Here is a 14,727-nt window from a genome sequence, read left to right on the forward strand (position 1 = left end):
AAGAACGGGACCCTCACTCGAGGGCCGCGAGGAGCTTCTCCATGAACATCTTCTCGGGGTAGGCACCCTCGAACTGAACCTTGTCCTCGCCGTCGACTATGATGACGATCTTCGGCACGGCCATGACGCTGTACTTGTCGGCCCACTCGGGGTACTCGATGGCCTCGACCATGTCGCCGAGTATCTTGCCCTTGCCGGCGTTGGTGTTCTCGATGGCGAACTTGTGGGCCATCCTGACGGCGAGCGGGCAGTACGGGCAGGTCGGGGTGACGAAGACGAGTATCCTGACATCCCTGTCAACCTTGGCCAGCTCCTCCTTGCTCTCCGGCATCAGGTCTGTGGTCGCGTTGCTGACATCGACGATGCTCTCGAGGAAGGCGCCGAACTCGTGGCCGGCCGGAAGGCCGAAGAACCTGACGCCCATGTCCTTGCCGTCCTGGGTGAGCGTGATGGCCGGGGCGCGGTCGATCCTGTACTGCTCGGCTATCTTCCTGCCCTCCTCGGTGTCGAAGTCGTGGAACTCGTAGGTGAGCTTGTCGGTGAGCTCGCTGAGCTCCTGAACCAGCCCCTTGAGCTGGTCGCAGTACTGGCAGTGCTCCTTGCCCGTGAATCCGATAATCTTAACGGGGTTCGTCATCTTGGAAAAGAACTCCTCCTTGATGACCTTCTTATCAGCGTCGCTAATCAGTCCCATTTCCAAACACCTCCATAGCTAAAGGTTTATAACGTTTTGAGCACAATACCACGTGGAGTTTAATCTCCAGGTTTGCAACCTAAGGTTGAATGTTCACTATATAAGCTTTGCGTCACAGATTTGGGTGGTGTGGGTCATGACTGAACCGGACATCTTTTACATCCTGGGGAACAAGGTGAGGCGCGATCTGCTCAGCCACCTCACCTGCACCGAATGTTACTTCAGCTTCCTGAGCAGCAAGGTTAGCGTTTCTTCAACAGCTGTTGCAAAGCACCTTAAAATCATGGAGCGCGAGGGAATATTGAAGTCCTACGAGAGGGAGGGCCCGTTCATCGGCCCGGCCAGGAAATACTACGACATAGCCATCTCAAAGACGTACGTTGCCACGGTTACGCCAAACCTGTTCTGGTACCGCGGGCTCGACCTGGGGGGAGAGTCCCTGGAGAAAACTAAGATAGACCTGTCCCGTATTCCCAGGGAGCACGACTCGCTCCTGGGCATGGTCCACTCCTTCCACGAGCTGACTTCGGAGCTTGAAAAGGTTCTCAAGGCCCTCCAGGCTGTCGAGAGCAGGCGCGAGGTGCTCATGAGGCAGATAAAGGAGCGCTACCTCAAGGAGATCGGCGATATGACCCAGCTCGCGATACTGCACTACATCCTCCTCGTCGGAGAGGCCACCGTTGACGAGCTCAGCGACAGACTTAACCTCAAGGAGAGGGAGGTTCTGGTCAAGGCCCAGGAGCTGGACAGGTTCGTACCGTTAATAATAAAAGACGGCACCATTAAAATTGACGAAGAAAGGCTCAAACAAAAACTTGGCGGTGAAAGCGATGCCAGAGAGGATTAAAGTCATCGTGAACGAGGACCGGTGCTACCTCTGCGGGGGCTGCGCCGGCGTCTGCCCCACCCTTGCAATCGAAGTGCACTCCAGCGGCTGGGAGTTCCTCCAGGACAAGTGCATAAGCTGCAGGATATGCATCAGCGCCTGTCCAGTTGGAGCGCTCAGCGCCGAACCCCTGGAGGTGAGCGAATGAAGGAGATGAAATACGACGTCGTCGTTGTCGGCGCCGGAATCGCCGGGCCGATAGTGGCGAGGAACGTTGCCAAGTCAGGATACTCGGTTCTGCTCATCGATAAGAAGTCCGCCATCGGCACGCCCAAACAGTGCGCCGAGGGCATAAGCATAAAGGTCTTCGAGAAGTATGACATCCCCTATGACAAGCGATTTATCAACCGTAAGATTTACGGAGCCAAACTCTACTCACCGAGCGGTTACGAGCTTGAGATGAGGTACAAGGACGTCAGCGGTGTTATCCTTGAGAGAAAGGTCTTCGACAAGATGCTGGCATACTACGCGGCGAAGGCCGGTGCCGACGTCCTCGCCAGAACCGAGGCTCTGGACGTCATCAGGAAGGACGGGAGGATAGCCGGCATCAAGGCCAAGCACGAGGACGAGACGGTTGAGATTCATGCCGACATCATAGTCGCGGCGGACGGCGTGGAGAGCACCATAGCGAGGAAGGCGGGCATAAACACCTACGCTCCCCCGCACGAGTTCGATTCCAGCTACGAGTACGAGATGCTCATCGAGGGCTACGACCCCGACCTGATACACCTCTGGTTCGGCAACGAGGTTGCCCCGAGGGGCTACGTCTGGGTCTTCCCGAAGGACGAGGACAGGGCCAACGTCGGCATAGGAATAAACTCCGACAACCCGCAGACCGCCAAGTACTACCTCGACAAGTGGCTGAGGGAAAACAAGGTCCCTGCCAAGAAGATTCTCGAGGTGAACGTCGGCGTTGTCCCGGTCGGCGGCTTCGTCAAGGAGCTGGCGAAGGACAACGTCCTCGTCGTCGGTGATGCCGCCAGGCAGGTAAACCCGATGCACGGCGGCGGAATGGCCGAGGCAATGGAGGCCGGGACGATAGCGAGCAAGTGGATAGTCAGGGCCCTCGAGGAGGAGAACCCCGGACTGCTCAGGAACTACACGACCGAATGGTGGGAAACCGACGGAAAGAGACTCCAGAAAGTCCTCAAGGTCAGGAAGGTCACGGAGAAGCTCAGCGACGAGGACCTGGACCTTTTCATCCAGATACTCAGCGGAGCAGACGCGGAGAAGATAGCGGGCGGCGACTACGGAGAGGTCATCAGGGCGCTCCTCAAGCACCCAAAGGTCATCCTCAGCCCGAGGAGAATAAAGCTCCTCAGGGAGCTTCTCTGACTACTTCTTCCCCTTCTTCCAATCCCTGCAGTTCATGTCAACGCATATCTCGTACTCGCGGCCCTTCTCGCGTATCTTAACCACCGGCGCGCCGCCGCAGCAGGTTTTGTCCGTCGGGATTATCTCACCGCGCTGGAGGAGCGGGTAGGTGACGTTGCACTTCGGCCAGTTGGAGCAGCCGACGAACCTCTTCCCGGTCTTCCTGTTATAGCGCACCACGAGGTCGCCGCCGCACTTGGGGCACTTGCCTAGCACGAGGGGCTCCTTCCTCCGCTCTCCCCCATCAACGGCCTTTTTAACCGCCTTCTCCTCTTCCCCGCTGAGCTCCTTCACGGCGCCGGCTTTTCTGGCGGCGGTTTTTGAGGTGGTCGCACCGGTTCCAGTAGTCTCCATGAGCATCTTTCCGATGTCGAGCTCCTTCTCCTTGAAAACCTTGAGGATTTTGATGAGCTGGTTCTTGCTCTCCTCGATGACATCTTCTCTGTCAGCCTTCCCGGCCATAATCTCCGCCATCTTCTCCTCGAAGGCCTTCGTCAGCTCGACGCTCACTATGTCGGGCACGTTCTTCTCCAGGGCCTCAACGACGCGCATGCCGAGGGGAGTGACCTTTATCTTCCGCTTGCCCTCGATGTAGCCGCGGCTGTAGAGGGTCTCCAGAATCTGGGCGCGGGTGGCCTTGGTTCCTATGCCAAGGTCCTCCATCCTCTTGATAACCGCCGCGGGCGAATAGCGCGCGGGGGGCTTCGTCTTCTTCTTCTCGCGCTTTATCTGGATGACCTTGACCGGCTCGCCCTCCTTAAACGCCGGGAGGATCACCTCATCGAACTTGACGTACTTGCCGTAGACCTTCAGCCAGCCCTCCTTCACGGTCCTCGCTCCACCCAGGATGAAGCGGTGGGAGTTGGAGTTTATTACGACCTTCATTATCTCCCTGACGGCCGGCTCCATGAAGAGGGCCAAGAACCTCCTGACGATGAGGTCGTAGAGGTTCTGCTCATCCTTCGTGAGGTCGCCGGGCTTTGGCAGTTCGCCGGTTGGGTAGATTGCCGGATGGGCGGGGTCTTCCTTCTTGCCCTCAACTGGCTTGAGTCGCTCTTTGCCCAGGAGCTCGTGGGCGAAGGGCTTGTACTCAGGTAACTTGGCGAGGTTCTGGAGAATGGGACGGAAGTTGAGGTTCTTGGGGAGCTTCTGTGAGCTTGTCCTTGGATAGCTCGTTAATCCCCGCTCATACAGCTTCTGTGCGAGCTCTAAAGTCTTCTTCGGGCTGTATCCAAAGGCAGAATAGGCCTCCCTCTGCAGGGTTCCGAGGTCGAAGGGCACCGGCGGATTCCTCTTCTGCTGCTTGACCTCGACCTTCTCGACGAAGGCCGGGCCCTTCTTAGCCTCCTCGACGATGCGCTTCGCCTCATCCTCATCGAGTATGCGCTCCTTCTCATAGACCGCCGTGTACTGCTCCCCGTTCTTCTCGAGGAGCATCTTTATGACCCAGTACGGTGTGGGCTTGAAGTTCTGAATCTCCTTCTCTCTGTCAACCAGAAACTTAAGCGTCGGCCCCTGAACGCGGCCGGTGGAGAGAACCTGCCACTTGCCGCTGGCGCGCTTTATGGCTGATGTAAGGGCCCTCGACAGGTTCACGCCCCAGTACCAGTCGAGGACGTGGCGCGCTATTCCTGCGTCCGCCATCCCGAAGTTTATCGTCGGCTCAAGGTTGTACCATGCTTTGAGGAGGTCCTTTTTGGTGAGCGCTGAGAACTTCATCCTCTTCGCCCTGGAGGGGTCAATGCCGCAGGCGTACTTGAGGGCCGTGTAGCCTATCACCTCACCCTCCGTGTCGTAGTCGCAGGCTACCACGAACTCGTCCGCCCGCTTTGCGAGCGTGGCTAACGCCTTGATGTAGTCCTTCGCGTAGCTCTTGCCCTTTTCAGCGACATAGACAGGTACCCACTCGATGTCGAAGATGGGGTAGCCGTAGGTCTTCACTTTGGGGGCGAGGGAAAAGAGGTGGCCCACGGCGGGAGCGACGATTATCCTCTTTCCGTCGCGGGTGAACTCGTAGTAACCTACCTTCCCTATCGTTTTTCTCACGGGTTTGCCTTCCGCTAACGCATAGGCGATTTTACGGGCAACGTTGGGCTTCTCGGCTATGATGAGCGTGACCATGACGACACCTTGAGGCGATAGGTGGGTGGATTATAAAAATCCTGCGGAGCAAGCTTCTGGAAAACGAATGTCCAAGATCCCACCGAATACCTCCCTTGAGAGACTGCAGACTTTTGGTGGAACTTCAGCGAAAAGCTTAATAAGGAACCCCCCGATGCACCTACCGCGGGCGGGGCCGTAGGGTAGCCTGGTCCATCCTGCGGGCTTTGGGAGCCCGTGACCCGGGTTCGAATCCCGGCGGCCCCACCATGACAACCCTTTGCTGGCGCAAAGCGTTGACGGAAAGATGGCGTACGATTCTAAAAACGCTTGTCTTCTAAGTGGTTTACTCCCCAATTGCTAATCCAATAGCGTTTCACTCGCTCAAGGCGTCCTCCGGACGCCAGAATAAGAGTGAAACCTGAGTAATAGCCTGTTTTAAAGCTAAACCCCCCTCACGGGCAAATTTCAGAGCGTACGCCCGGATTTCCGCCAATCTGGAAGAAACAGATAGGATATAGGGTGTAGCTATTTCGTGAGTTTAAGAGTACAGGAAACTTTGCAGGGCAAAGTTTCAGCGTTAATGGAAAGACGTCTGCTGATCAAGTTTTTCTAGGGGCTTTAGGTGGTACAAAGTTTCTGGGGGTGTGGGGGCGTTAGCCCCCCGGAGGATTAAGGAATAAGGAAGGTGGGGAAACGTAGTTTCCCAGGTTTTTAGAGAAAAAGCGGGGTTGTGGGGTGAAACCCCACTCCTGGGGTTTGAGAGTACAGAGAGATAAGGGGGCGGAGCCCCCTTGTCTTTCGTTGTGGAGCCCCGGGCGGGGTTTGAACCCGCGGCCTGCCGCTTACCAAGCGGCCGCTCCACCAGGCTGAGCCACCGGGGCGTCGATGATACGATGCAGCCGAGGCTTTATAAATTTTTCCCTTCCCCCAGCTTGTCCACCAGACCCTCAAGGACCTCCCTGAAGTTGGCGGCGTCTATCCACTTGATGCCCATCTTCTGCGCCCAGGTGAGTATGCCGACGTCGGCGGAAACTATGGTTGCATCGAGCTCCTTTGCGAGAAGGATCAGCTCAAAGTCCTCCTTACTGTCCACTATACCCTCGCGGAGGGCTTTGCGGTAGTTTCTGCGGAGTTTCTGGATTATCCTGTCCACGTTATCGGTCTCGATGACCCCCTCCCTCACCGCCTTCTCGGCGACGCGGAGTCCCTTGTCGATCCTGCGCCGGATGTCGTCTATCAGCTCGTAGACCACAAAGGCAGGAATTTTGATGTCGTGAACGTTCGGGGGCTTTTTGATTATGTACAGCTCGACCTCTGGAAGGAGCTCCTCCTCATCGACGAAATGCATGACCTCCCTGTAGATGCCCGGGGGCATGTAGAACTCTATTCTACCGAAGAGCTTCTCGGCATAGTCCAGAAAAGCACGCATCGCCTCGGTCGGACTGTCGCCGAACTTTCCCCGTATCTCGGGGTTGACGAAGATGCTCGTATCGAGGACGAACCGCATTGCCACGCTACCACCACAAGCTTATTTAAGCGCGGAAGTTTAAAACGGTTAGGTGAAAGCATGAAGGTCGGAGTCGTTTTTGGAGTCAGCGAGCTTGCGAACCCGAAGGACTTTGAGAAGAAAGCCTCGGAGTTCATAACGGGTCTCGCAAAGGAGTTCGAGGTTGTTGGAGGGTTCTTCATCTCGACGAAGAGGGATTTCAAGGAGGCCAAGGAGGAGGTCAACTTCAACGAGGTTGATGCCATAGTTCTCTACCCCCTCACCGGCGGCACAGAAGGCCCGCTGAAGGAGTTCTTCGTTTACAGGCGGCCGATAGTCATCTACGGCGACCCGTTCAACAACTCCCTTGCCGCTGGAATTGAGCTCAGGGAGTACTTCAGGGACCGGCTCGTGCCGTCCACCCTGGTGAAGGACTTCAACGAGCTGAAGGCGGCGCTTCTGGGCTACGAGGACATGAAGGACGTTCTGGATAAGTTCCTCAAGATGCGCATCGGCATAATAGGCAGGGTCTCACCCTGGCTCATCAACGAGAAGTTCGAGCTTCCCTACACCAGCATCAGCCTCAAGAAGTTCTACGAGTACTACGAGGCAACCACCGACGCGGAAGGCTGGAAGGTGGTGGAGGAAATCGTCGGAAAGGCCATCGAGATAAAGGAGCCCGGCAGGGAGGACCTGGTAAAGGCCGGAAGGATATACCTGGCGATAAAGAGAATACTGGAGGACTACAGGCTCGACGGCTTTACCATCGGCTGCTTCGATCTGATAGGCAAGCTCAAAGCGACGCCCTGCCTGGCGCTGGCCATGTTCAACGCGGAGGGAATTCCAGCCGCCTGCGAGGGCGAGCTGAACGCGCTCATGGGCATGATGATAGCGAGGCGCTTCTTCGACAAGCCGGCGTTCATGGGCAACATCGCCGACTACGGGGAAAGCCACATAATCCTCGCCCACTGCACCGCTCCTCTCATTGGAAAGTACATCGTCAGGTCACACTTTGAGAGCGGTATGGGAGTCGGCGTCGACGTCCAGCTGCCCAGAGGAAAGGCCAGCCTCCTGAAGATACGCGGAAGGAAGGCCGTCGTTGCCGGCGTCGAGGTGGTCGGCCAGGAGCACAGCAACTCCAGATGCAGAACCCAGATGAAGCTCCGCATAGAGGACGCGATGGACTTCATAGACGGCACCCTCGGAAACCATCACCTGCTGGTTTACGTGGACAGCGAGGAGCTGGCTGATCTGCTTAGCGAGCTGGGCTTCGAGGTCATGCTCTACTGAGCTTTTTCGCTTTCCAAACTTTTTCAGAACAGGACACAAAAGGGAAAAGTAAAACGAGGGGCTAAGAGGCGCTCTTCTCGAACCTCGCCCCGTAGAACTTCAGGCCGAGCCACGCGGCGACGCCTGCCCCTATGACGATGGGGTTCAGGGTCACGCCGGCCAGGCCGAGGATGCCAATTACCCCGCGCATCCAGGACTTGAGCTTCGTGCTGTAAAAGCCGGTCAGCGCTATCGCCAGGAGGTACATGACGAAGAGCGTTGCCACCAGGTAGTAGAGCACCCGCAGTATCATCGCCGGGGTCCACTCGGAGACCGTTATGAGGAACATCTCCGGGTGGGTGAAGTATATGTACGGCCCTATGTAGCCCGCCAGCGCGTACTTCACGGCGTTTATGGCGGTCTTCCAGAAGTCTCCGCCCGCGATTGCTGAGCCCGCGTAGCTCGCGAGGGCCACCGGAGGGGTAACGTCCGCGAGGATTCCGAAGTAGAAGACGAAGAAGTGGGCCGCGAGCATGGCTATGAGGACGGTGTAGCCCGGAACCGGCTGGTTGTAGGGCGCGATGTTCCTGACCAGCATGTAGATTGCCGGGGCGGCGACGAGCGAGGTGATGATATAGTTGGCCGTTGTTGGCACTCCCATTCCGAGGATGAGGCTGAAGACCATAGTGAGCAGGAGGAGCAGCCAGAGGTTTCCGTGGGTCAGGCTTATAAGGCGGTAGCCGATGTTCGTCAGCTCACCGGTCATCGTGAGAACGCCCTGTATAAGGCCCGCGCTGGCGGCCGCAAGCATGACGCTGACGCTGGTTTTGCCCGCGTCTATCATGGCCTCGTAGGTGGCGCGGTACATCATCTTGCCGCTGTCGAGTGCCGAGCGGTAGCCGACGATGATTGAGAAGACTATTCCGAAGACGCCGGTCATGAGAACTATCTGCTCCTTGCCCATTCCAAGGTACTTGGTCAGGGATATGAACAGCAGGAAGAGGGAGGTTATGTAGAACTTCTCGTTGAAGGCGACACCCCGCTTCATTACCCCAAGCGCGGCCAGCAGGAGGAACATGGCCAGGAGAACCATGGAGGTCTGCTTTCCAACGTCCTTGCCCAGGAACATCAGGAGCGTTGCCAGCAGCGAAATGGCGACGTAGAGCTTCTCGTTTCCATATATCTCGTCCCTTGATATCCACGCAACCCATATGGCAACTCCGAGCGACGATATAGCCGCTATCTGCGGCGCTATTCCCCAGACGAGGGCCACCGTGATGACGACTATCGGCAGGAGGATGTAGAGCTTGCGCAGGAAGTAGGCCATCGTCTTGAACGCTTCGGCGGCCATGCCCTTCAGACCGAGCCTCTTGGTCTCGAGGTCTATGAAGAGGTAGACTCCGCCGTAGTAGACCAGTGCCGGCAGAACCGCGGCAATGATGATTTTGTTATAGGGCAGGTTCAGAAACTCGGCCATTATGAAGGCTGCCGCACCCATGATGGGCGGCATCAGCTGGCCGCCGGTTGATGCGACAGGCTCAACTGCTCCCGCTATCTCGGGTGGATAGCCGGCCTTCTTCATCAGCGGGATTGTGAAGGTTCCGGTGGTGAGGACGTTGGCGACGCTCGAACCGCTGACCGTTCCCATGAGGGCGCTCGAGATGACCGCGGACTTCGCCGGGCCGCCGGGTCTCTTTCCGAAGAGGTTTATCATGAACTCGGTGATGTAGTCGCTGACGCCTATCCTCAGAAGGAAGGCGCCGAAGAATATGAAGGCGAACACGTATATCGTCATGACGAAGAATGGGATTCCGAAGATTCCCTCGTCGAAGTAGAGCTGCTGGACGAAGCGGGTCCAGTCATAGTTGATGGCGTAGATTCCGTAGAGCAGGAAAAGGACGACTATCATGGGCAGGACCCAACCGAGGACGCGCCTCGTTGCCTCGATGACCATTATTATGGCCAGCAGGCCGAAGATTACGTCGGTCTGGTTCAGGGACGACGTCAGTATGTAGCGCTCGTAGACCGCGAACAGGTAGAGCATTGAAACCACTCCGGCGGCTCCCATGATGTAGTCGTAGGAGAAAACCTTCCGGAAGTACTTCTCCTTCTTGCGTATCGGGTAGAGGAGGAAGGTTATCACCATGAGCATTGCCATGACGAAGGCCTCGCCCTGCTTGGGCTGGAAGGTTATCCTCAGGAACTCGAGCTCCACGCCGAGGCGCTGGAAGAGGTCGTAGAGCGTGTAGTTGAAGTTGAAGATGAACAGAATCTCGTACAGGCCGATGAGCACCGCCGCCACCTTAACCACGAGTTCCAGCCTCGGGGGCAGGGTCCTCGTCCGTTCTATCACGACCTCCTCCATCTCGACAACATCTATACTGGGTTCCTCTGCCACTTTACCACCTCCCAATGAGTTTCATTATGAGCGGAACACGCTTGATGCGGAAATCCACAACAACCTGCCTCCCACCGTCGGAGTTCACGATGACGGGGGAGCCGTCCACGGTGATGTTCGCGTGGTTTATCGGAATGAACCAGTAGCGGAATTCCCTCCCGAGGTAATCGCGGGTCTTCTTGACGTAAAAGCCGTCCGTCAGGTTCTGGATGTCCTCTGGAAGGCCCGCCCCGAAGTCCTTCCACTTCATCTCGACGGCGTAGAAACCGCTGTCGTTGGCGACGAGCACCTCGATAACGGTGCTCCGCTCAACGCTGTGGATGTAGGATATCTCGATCGTGGAACCAGGGGGATAAACGTGAGATTCACCATCAACAGTTATCTCAACCGCTTTAACCGGGAGAAAGGGCAGGAGAAATACGAGAATGACTGCAAAAAAAGAAAGGGCTTTTCGGCTCAAAGAGACCCTCCTCACGGCTTTAGTTCATCGGGGACGGTCTTGCCCTTCTCCTCGTAGTACTTGACGGCCCCTGGGTGGAGCGGAATGCTCATACCGTCGAGGGCGGTGTCGAAGCTTATGTACTGCGCCTTGGCGTGAACCTGCCTGAGCTCGTCAACGTGGAGGAAGAGGAGCCTGGTCATTGCGTAGACAACGTCGTCCGGAACGTCGGCGCTGACGACGAGAATGGCTTTAACGGCAAGGGTTGGGGTGTCCTCGGTCATTCCCTTGTAAGTGTCCTTCGGGAGGGTCTGGCTGACGTAGAATATATACCCATCATCCTTGAGCTTCTTAAGGATGTCCTCCCCTATCGGAAGGACCCTGACCGGGGTCTGAACGGCTATCTGGTCGATGGCCGGGGTTGGGGCACCCGAGACTATAACCGCGGCGTCGATCTGGCCGAGTTTGAGCTGCTGGGCGGCCTCGCTGAACTTGAGGTAGACCTTGTCAACGTCGTTCCAGACTCCGGCAGCTTCGAGTATCTGCTGGGCGGCCACGGCGGTACCGCTTCCGGCGGCACCAACGGCAACCTTCTTGCCCTTGAGGTCCTCGAGGGTCTTTATGTTGCTGTCAGCCTTAACAACGAACTGGATGGTCTCGGGGTAGAGGGCGGCGACACCGCGGATCTTGGTGACGGCCTTGCCCTGGAACGCCTCGAGGGTGGTACCGTGGAAAGCGTAGTAGGCGACATCGTTCTGCATTATAGCCGCCTGGGCCCTTCCCTCACCGATGGCCTGGGCGTTGGCAACGCTGGCGCCGCTGGTGACGGCCCTGGCTTCAATCTTAATACCCGCCTCATCCTTGCTGTACTGGTTCAGTATGTTGGCGTAGGCTGAGCCGAGCGGGTAGTAGACGCCGCTGGTTCCTCCAGTGTATATCTCCACCGAGTAGCTCTCCGTCGGGCCGGTGGTAGAGCTGGTCTCCCCTCCTGGGCTCATACAGCCTGCCATAACCACGGCAAAAAGCAAAACCGCAACCAATCCGATTGGGACAAACTTTCTCATAGTCCTGTACACCTCCAAACTATAATGTACGTTTAATGGCCTAACGACCATATTAGGATATTGAAGTACATTCTATGTTATATAGTTTGCGTTACATTTTCGTAAATCTTTCATTCGATGCCAATATGAAACGTAAGAACCTCGATATAAACTATACAAAGGTAGAATTTCGAACCCGAGCAAAGCCTTTTAATCAGAACGGGAATCTCCCGTGGGGGTTGTAAAATGAAGGTTATAATGACAACCAAGATCGACCTGGCATCTATGAACATAATGAGAAAGCTCATCGAGAACTTCGGATTCAAGGAGACGGAGGGGGAGTTCGACGGCAACCCCGTCTATTCAAAGGACGACACCCTCATCCTCACGACGAACGAGGAGATGATATACTACGACGGCCTCGATGGGGCCATAAAAGAGCAGCTTGGAATCACCCCGGAGATCATAGTATTCGCCTCGCGCCACTCCAGCAAGCAGAAGCTTCCCGCGCTTACCACCCATGTCACCGGCAACTGGGGGAACGCGATGTACGGGGGGAAAGACGAGAGCCTCGCCATAGCCCAGCCCGCGGCCATGAAGCTTGCCCTCATGAAAATGAACGAGCTCAACGACCTCGGCTGGACCGTCTGCTACGAGGCAACGCACCACGGCCCCAGCGAGCTCGACGTGCCGAGCCTGTTTATTGAGATAGGCTCGAGTGAGGAGGAGTGGGTCAACGACAGGGCTGGGGAGATAATAGCGGAGACGATAATCCACGTGCTCGAAAACTACAAGACCGCCAGGTTTCCGGTCGCCATAGGCATAGGCGGCGGGCACTACGCGCCGAAGCAGACCAAGAGGGCACTTGAGACAGACATAGCGTTCAGCCACATAGCCCCGAAGTACGCACACCCGGTTAAAGAGGAGCTCCTTCTCAGGGCCATCGAGAGGACACAGGGAGGAGTCGATGCCATTTACGTCGACTGGAAGGGCAGCAGGGGTGAAACCCGGCAGCTGGCGAAGAGGCTGGCCGAGGAACTGAACTTGGAGTTCATAAGGGACTGAAGGGGCGAAATCTTTAAAGATGTTGAGCGGGATTTTAAAATCAACACTCGTCCTTAGCTAAATTTATATACTACCTGCGTACAAAGTGGAACAGATGTTAAATTGCCCGGAGGGTGAAAAGATGCTGAAGCTGATTGAAGACGCCATTGAAAGAACCTCCGCCGGCCTTAACAAGGTGCCGGAGGCCCAGGCCCCCCAGACTGACATCGATGAGGAGCTCAGGAGAATCCTTGAGCAGATTCAGGCTAAGATTAATGTCGTTGGTGTCGGCGGTGCCGGCTGTAACACCATTAACAGGATGATGCAGGTTGGTATTCAGGGCGCTAAGGTTGTCGCCATCAACACGGACGCCCAGGACCTCCTCAAGGTTCGCGCTCACAAGAAGATACTCATCGGTAAGGAGCTCACCCGCGGCCTCGGAGCAGGAAACAACCCCAAGATGGGAGAAGAGGCCGCCAAGGAGAGCGAGAGGGACATCAGGGAGGCCCTGGAAGGAGCTGACATGGTCTTCATCACCTGCGGTCTCGGCGGAGGTACCGGCACCGGCGCCGCTCCGGTCGTTGCCGAGATCGCCAAGAAGATGGGGGCCCTCACGGTCTCCGTCGTCACCCTCCCGTTCACGGTTGAGGGCATAAGGAGGATAAAGAACGCCGAGTACGGCCTGGAGAGGCTCAGGAAGAACAGCGACACCGTCATAGTCATCCCGAACGACAAGCTCATGGAGGTCGCCCCGAACCTGCCGATCCACATGGCCTTCAAGGTCGCCGACGAGATACTCGTCCAGGCCGTTAAGGGCATAACCGAGCTCATCACCAAGCCCGGCCTTGTCAACCTCGACTTCAACGACGTCCGCGCCGTCATGAAGGACGGCGGCGTCGCCATGATCGGTATCGGCGAGAGCGACAGCGAGAAGCGCGCCCTGGAGGCTGCCCAGCAGGCCCTCAACAGCCCGCTCCTCGACGTTGACATCAGCGGTGCGAAGGGCGCCCTCATAAGCATCAGTGGAAGCGACGTCAAGCTCGAGGAGGCCCAGCAGATAATAGAGCTCGTCACGAGCAAGCTCGACCCGGAGGCGCAGGTCATCTGGGGTATCCAGCTCGACGAGGAGCTGGAGAAGATGATCCGCATCCTCATCGTGGTCACCGGCGTCAGCTCACCCTACGCGGTGGCTGAGGAGGAGCAGGGTTACTACAGTGAGGAGCAGGAGAGAAAAGTTATTAAGCTCGATCTTGAGGAGCTTTGACGATACCTTTCATTTTCAAAATTTAGCGAGGTGACGGGAGTGGCAACGACCACGGAAAAGCTTAAAAGCTTCTTCGCGGAGTCGCGGAGGGTTTTGATGGTCACTAAGAAGCCGGGAATGAAGGAATTTAAGATGGCAGCGAAGATAACCGGCATTGGAATGCTCCTGATAGGTACCATTGGCCTTATACTCCGCCTGATAGGCTACCTCATCACCGGAGCCTGAACCAGCGGCAGTGGGTGAGAATGATGAGCGACGGCAAGATATTCACAGTGCGTGTCACGGTGGGGCAGGAAGAGACCACCGCAAAGCTGATATACAGCAAGATTAAGACGTACAACCTTCCAGTTTACGCCATACTGGCGCCGTCGAAGGTTAAGGGATATATCTTCATCGAGGCGCCGAGCAAAAGCGCCGTGGATGAGGCCATAAAGGGCATACGCCACGCCAAGGGGACCCTTCCCGGCGAGGTCAAGTTCGAGGAGATAGAGCACTTCCTCGAGGAGAAGCCCGCTGTGAGCGGCTTCGAGCCCGGCGACATCGTTGAGCTCATCTCCGGCCCGTTCAAGGGCGAGAAGGCCAAGGTCGTCAGGGTCGACGAAGCCAAGGACGAGATAGTCGTTGAGCTCATAGGCTCGATCGTCCCGATTCCGGTCACGGTGAGGGGCGAATACGTTAGACTTATAAGCAAACGCCAGAAGGAGTGAACGGTCAACAGACAGAGGTG

Annotated in this window: 14 protein-coding genes and 2 tRNA genes; 9 read left to right on the top strand and 7 right to left on the bottom strand. The window is 56.7% G+C overall.

Translation table 11 applies throughout. The features are described 5' to 3' along the window. Positions 1-13: 13 nt before the first annotated feature. A complete protein-coding gene (locus tag GQS_RS03640) occupies positions 14-694 on the bottom strand; it encodes a thioredoxin family protein (protein ID WP_014012320.1) in 681 nt (226 codons plus the stop codon). Between the two features lie 136 nt (positions 695-830). Here GQS_RS03640 and GQS_RS03645 point away from each other — a divergent pair, with 136 nt between their 5' ends. Genes GQS_RS03645 through GQS_RS03655 form a run of 3 tightly spaced genes read left to right on the top strand, consistent with a single transcriptional unit; the run spans position 831 to position 2,915 of the window. Next, complete coding sequence (locus GQS_RS03645) at positions 831-1,541, top strand: helix-turn-helix domain-containing protein (RefSeq protein ID WP_014012321.1); 711 nt, start codon at positions 831-833, stop codon at positions 1,539-1,541. Further along, positions 1,525-1,728: a DUF362 domain-containing protein gene (locus GQS_RS03650; protein WP_014012322.1), complete on the top strand. Its 204-nt coding sequence runs from the start codon at positions 1,525-1,527 to the stop codon at positions 1,726-1,728. Before GQS_RS03645 ends, GQS_RS03650 begins: the two co-directional genes overlap by 17 nt. Next, positions 1,725-2,915, top strand: coding sequence for an NAD(P)/FAD-dependent oxidoreductase (locus GQS_RS03655; RefSeq protein ID WP_014012323.1), 1,191 nt, complete (start codon positions 1,725-1,727; stop codon positions 2,913-2,915). The genes GQS_RS03650 and GQS_RS03655 overlap by 4 nt, the downstream gene beginning before the upstream one ends. Here GQS_RS03655 and GQS_RS03660 read toward each other — a convergent pair whose 3' ends face one another. After that, positions 2,916-5,075, bottom strand: a complete 2,160-nt coding sequence (locus GQS_RS03660) for a DNA topoisomerase I (RefSeq protein WP_014012324.1) — start codon at positions 5,073-5,075, stop codon at positions 2,916-2,918. 171 nt (positions 5,076-5,246) lie between these two features. Here GQS_RS03660 and GQS_RS03665 point away from each other — a divergent pair. Beyond that, positions 5,247-5,324: transfer RNA gene (locus GQS_RS03665), tRNA-Pro, on the top strand. A 537-nt stretch (positions 5,325-5,861) separates the two neighbouring features. Here GQS_RS03665 and GQS_RS03670 read toward each other — a convergent pair. Together GQS_RS03670 and GQS_RS03675 are read right to left on the bottom strand one after the other, a co-directional pair. Continuing rightward, a tRNA-Thr gene (locus GQS_RS03670) sits at positions 5,862-5,938 on the bottom strand. 26 nt (positions 5,939-5,964) lie between these two features. Next, positions 5,965-6,564 carry an RNA ligase partner protein gene (locus tag GQS_RS03675; RefSeq protein ID WP_014012325.1) on the bottom strand — a complete coding sequence of 200 codons (600 nt, stop codon included), beginning with the start codon at positions 6,562-6,564 and terminating at the stop codon, positions 5,965-5,967. A gap of 60 nt (positions 6,565-6,624) precedes the next feature. Between GQS_RS03675 and GQS_RS03680 the strand changes: the two genes are divergently transcribed. Continuing rightward, positions 6,625-7,833, top strand: coding sequence for a hypothetical protein (locus GQS_RS03680; RefSeq protein ID WP_014012326.1), 1,209 nt, complete (start codon positions 6,625-6,627; stop codon positions 7,831-7,833). A 61-nt stretch (positions 7,834-7,894) separates the two neighbouring features. Here GQS_RS03680 and GQS_RS03685 read toward each other — a convergent pair whose 3' ends face one another. Genes GQS_RS03685 through GQS_RS03695 form a run of 3 tightly spaced genes read right to left on the bottom strand, consistent with a single transcriptional unit; the run spans position 7,895 to position 11,713 of the window. Further along, positions 7,895-10,177 carry a TRAP transporter fused permease subunit gene (locus tag GQS_RS03685; RefSeq protein ID WP_148236405.1) on the bottom strand — a complete coding sequence of 761 codons (2,283 nt, stop codon included), beginning with the start codon at positions 10,175-10,177 and terminating at the stop codon, positions 7,895-7,897. 34 nt (positions 10,178-10,211) lie between these two features. Next, positions 10,212-10,670 (bottom strand): DUF1850 domain-containing protein, encoded by a 459-nt coding sequence (locus GQS_RS03690; protein ID WP_014012328.1) that lies wholly within the window; start codon positions 10,668-10,670, stop codon positions 10,212-10,214. Between the two features lie 11 nt (positions 10,671-10,681). Continuing rightward, positions 10,682-11,713 (bottom strand): TAXI family TRAP transporter solute-binding subunit, encoded by a 1,032-nt coding sequence (locus GQS_RS03695; protein WP_048056520.1) that lies wholly within the window; start codon positions 11,711-11,713, stop codon positions 10,682-10,684. 225 nt (positions 11,714-11,938) lie between these two features. On the opposite strand from GQS_RS03695, the gene GQS_RS03700 reads away from it, so the two are divergent. The 4 genes from GQS_RS03700 to GQS_RS03715 all read left to right on the top strand — a co-directional run bounded on the left by GQS_RS03700 (position 11,939) and on the right by GQS_RS03715 (position 14,707). Continuing rightward, on the top strand, positions 11,939-12,757 hold the full coding sequence (locus GQS_RS03700) for a D-aminoacyl-tRNA deacylase (protein ID WP_014012330.1): 819 nt from the start codon (positions 11,939-11,941) through the stop codon (positions 12,755-12,757). A 121-nt stretch (positions 12,758-12,878) separates the two neighbouring features. Continuing rightward, the gene (gene ftsZ, locus GQS_RS03705) at positions 12,879-14,000 is read left to right on the top strand and encodes a cell division protein FtsZ (protein WP_014012331.1); all 1,122 of its coding nucleotides are present in this window, start codon (positions 12,879-12,881) and stop codon (positions 13,998-14,000) included. A 39-nt stretch (positions 14,001-14,039) separates the two neighbouring features. Next, positions 14,040-14,225, top strand: coding sequence for a protein translocase SEC61 complex subunit gamma (locus tag GQS_RS03710; RefSeq protein ID WP_014012332.1), 186 nt, complete (start codon positions 14,040-14,042; stop codon positions 14,223-14,225). Between the two features lie 23 nt (positions 14,226-14,248). Further along, entirely contained in the window at positions 14,249-14,707 is a 459-nt protein-coding gene (locus GQS_RS03715) for a transcription elongation factor Spt5 (protein WP_014012333.1), read from the top strand. Positions 14,708-14,727: the final 20 nt, after the last annotated feature.

Origin of the sequence: Thermococcus sp. 4557 (genome assembly GCF_000221185.1) — an archaeon.
Taxonomy (GTDB): domain Archaea; phylum Methanobacteriota_B; class Thermococci; order Thermococcales; family Thermococcaceae; genus Thermococcus.

Bases quoted from the DNA above. Each gene is read 5' to 3' on its own strand.
- GQS_RS03655 (WP_014012323.1), top strand. From the start codon at position 1,725: ATGAAGGAGATGAAATACGACGTCGTCGTTGTCGGCGCCGGAATCGCC.
- GQS_RS03695 (WP_048056520.1), bottom strand. From the start codon at position 11,713: ATGAGAAAGTTTGTCCCAATCGGATTGGTTGCGGTTTTGCTTTTTGCC.
- ftsZ (WP_014012331.1), top strand. From the start codon at position 12,879: ATGCTGAAGCTGATTGAAGACGCCATTGAAAGAACCTCCGCCGGCCTT.
- GQS_RS03715 (WP_014012333.1), top strand. From the start codon at position 14,249: ATGAGCGACGGCAAGATATTCACAGTGCGTGTCACGGTGGGGCAGGAA.
- GQS_RS03645 (WP_014012321.1), top strand. From the start codon at position 831: ATGACTGAACCGGACATCTTTTACATCCTGGGGAACAAGGTGAGGCGC.
- GQS_RS03680 (WP_014012326.1), top strand. From the start codon at position 6,625: ATGAAGGTCGGAGTCGTTTTTGGAGTCAGCGAGCTTGCGAACCCGAAG.
- GQS_RS03640 (WP_014012320.1), bottom strand. From the start codon at position 694: ATGGGACTGATTAGCGACGCTGATAAGAAGGTCATCAAGGAGGAGTTC.
- GQS_RS03675 (WP_014012325.1), bottom strand. From the start codon at position 6,564: ATGCGGTTCGTCCTCGATACGAGCATCTTCGTCAACCCCGAGATACGG.
- GQS_RS03660 (WP_014012324.1), bottom strand. From the start codon at position 5,075: ATGGTCACGCTCATCATAGCCGAGAAGCCCAACGTTGCCCGTAAAATC.
- GQS_RS03700 (WP_014012330.1), top strand. From the start codon at position 11,939: ATGAAGGTTATAATGACAACCAAGATCGACCTGGCATCTATGAACATA.
- GQS_RS03650 (WP_014012322.1), top strand. From the start codon at position 1,525: ATGCCAGAGAGGATTAAAGTCATCGTGAACGAGGACCGGTGCTACCTC.
- GQS_RS03685 (WP_148236405.1), bottom strand. From the start codon at position 10,177: ATGGAGGAGGTCGTGATAGAACGGACGAGGACCCTGCCCCCGAGGCTG.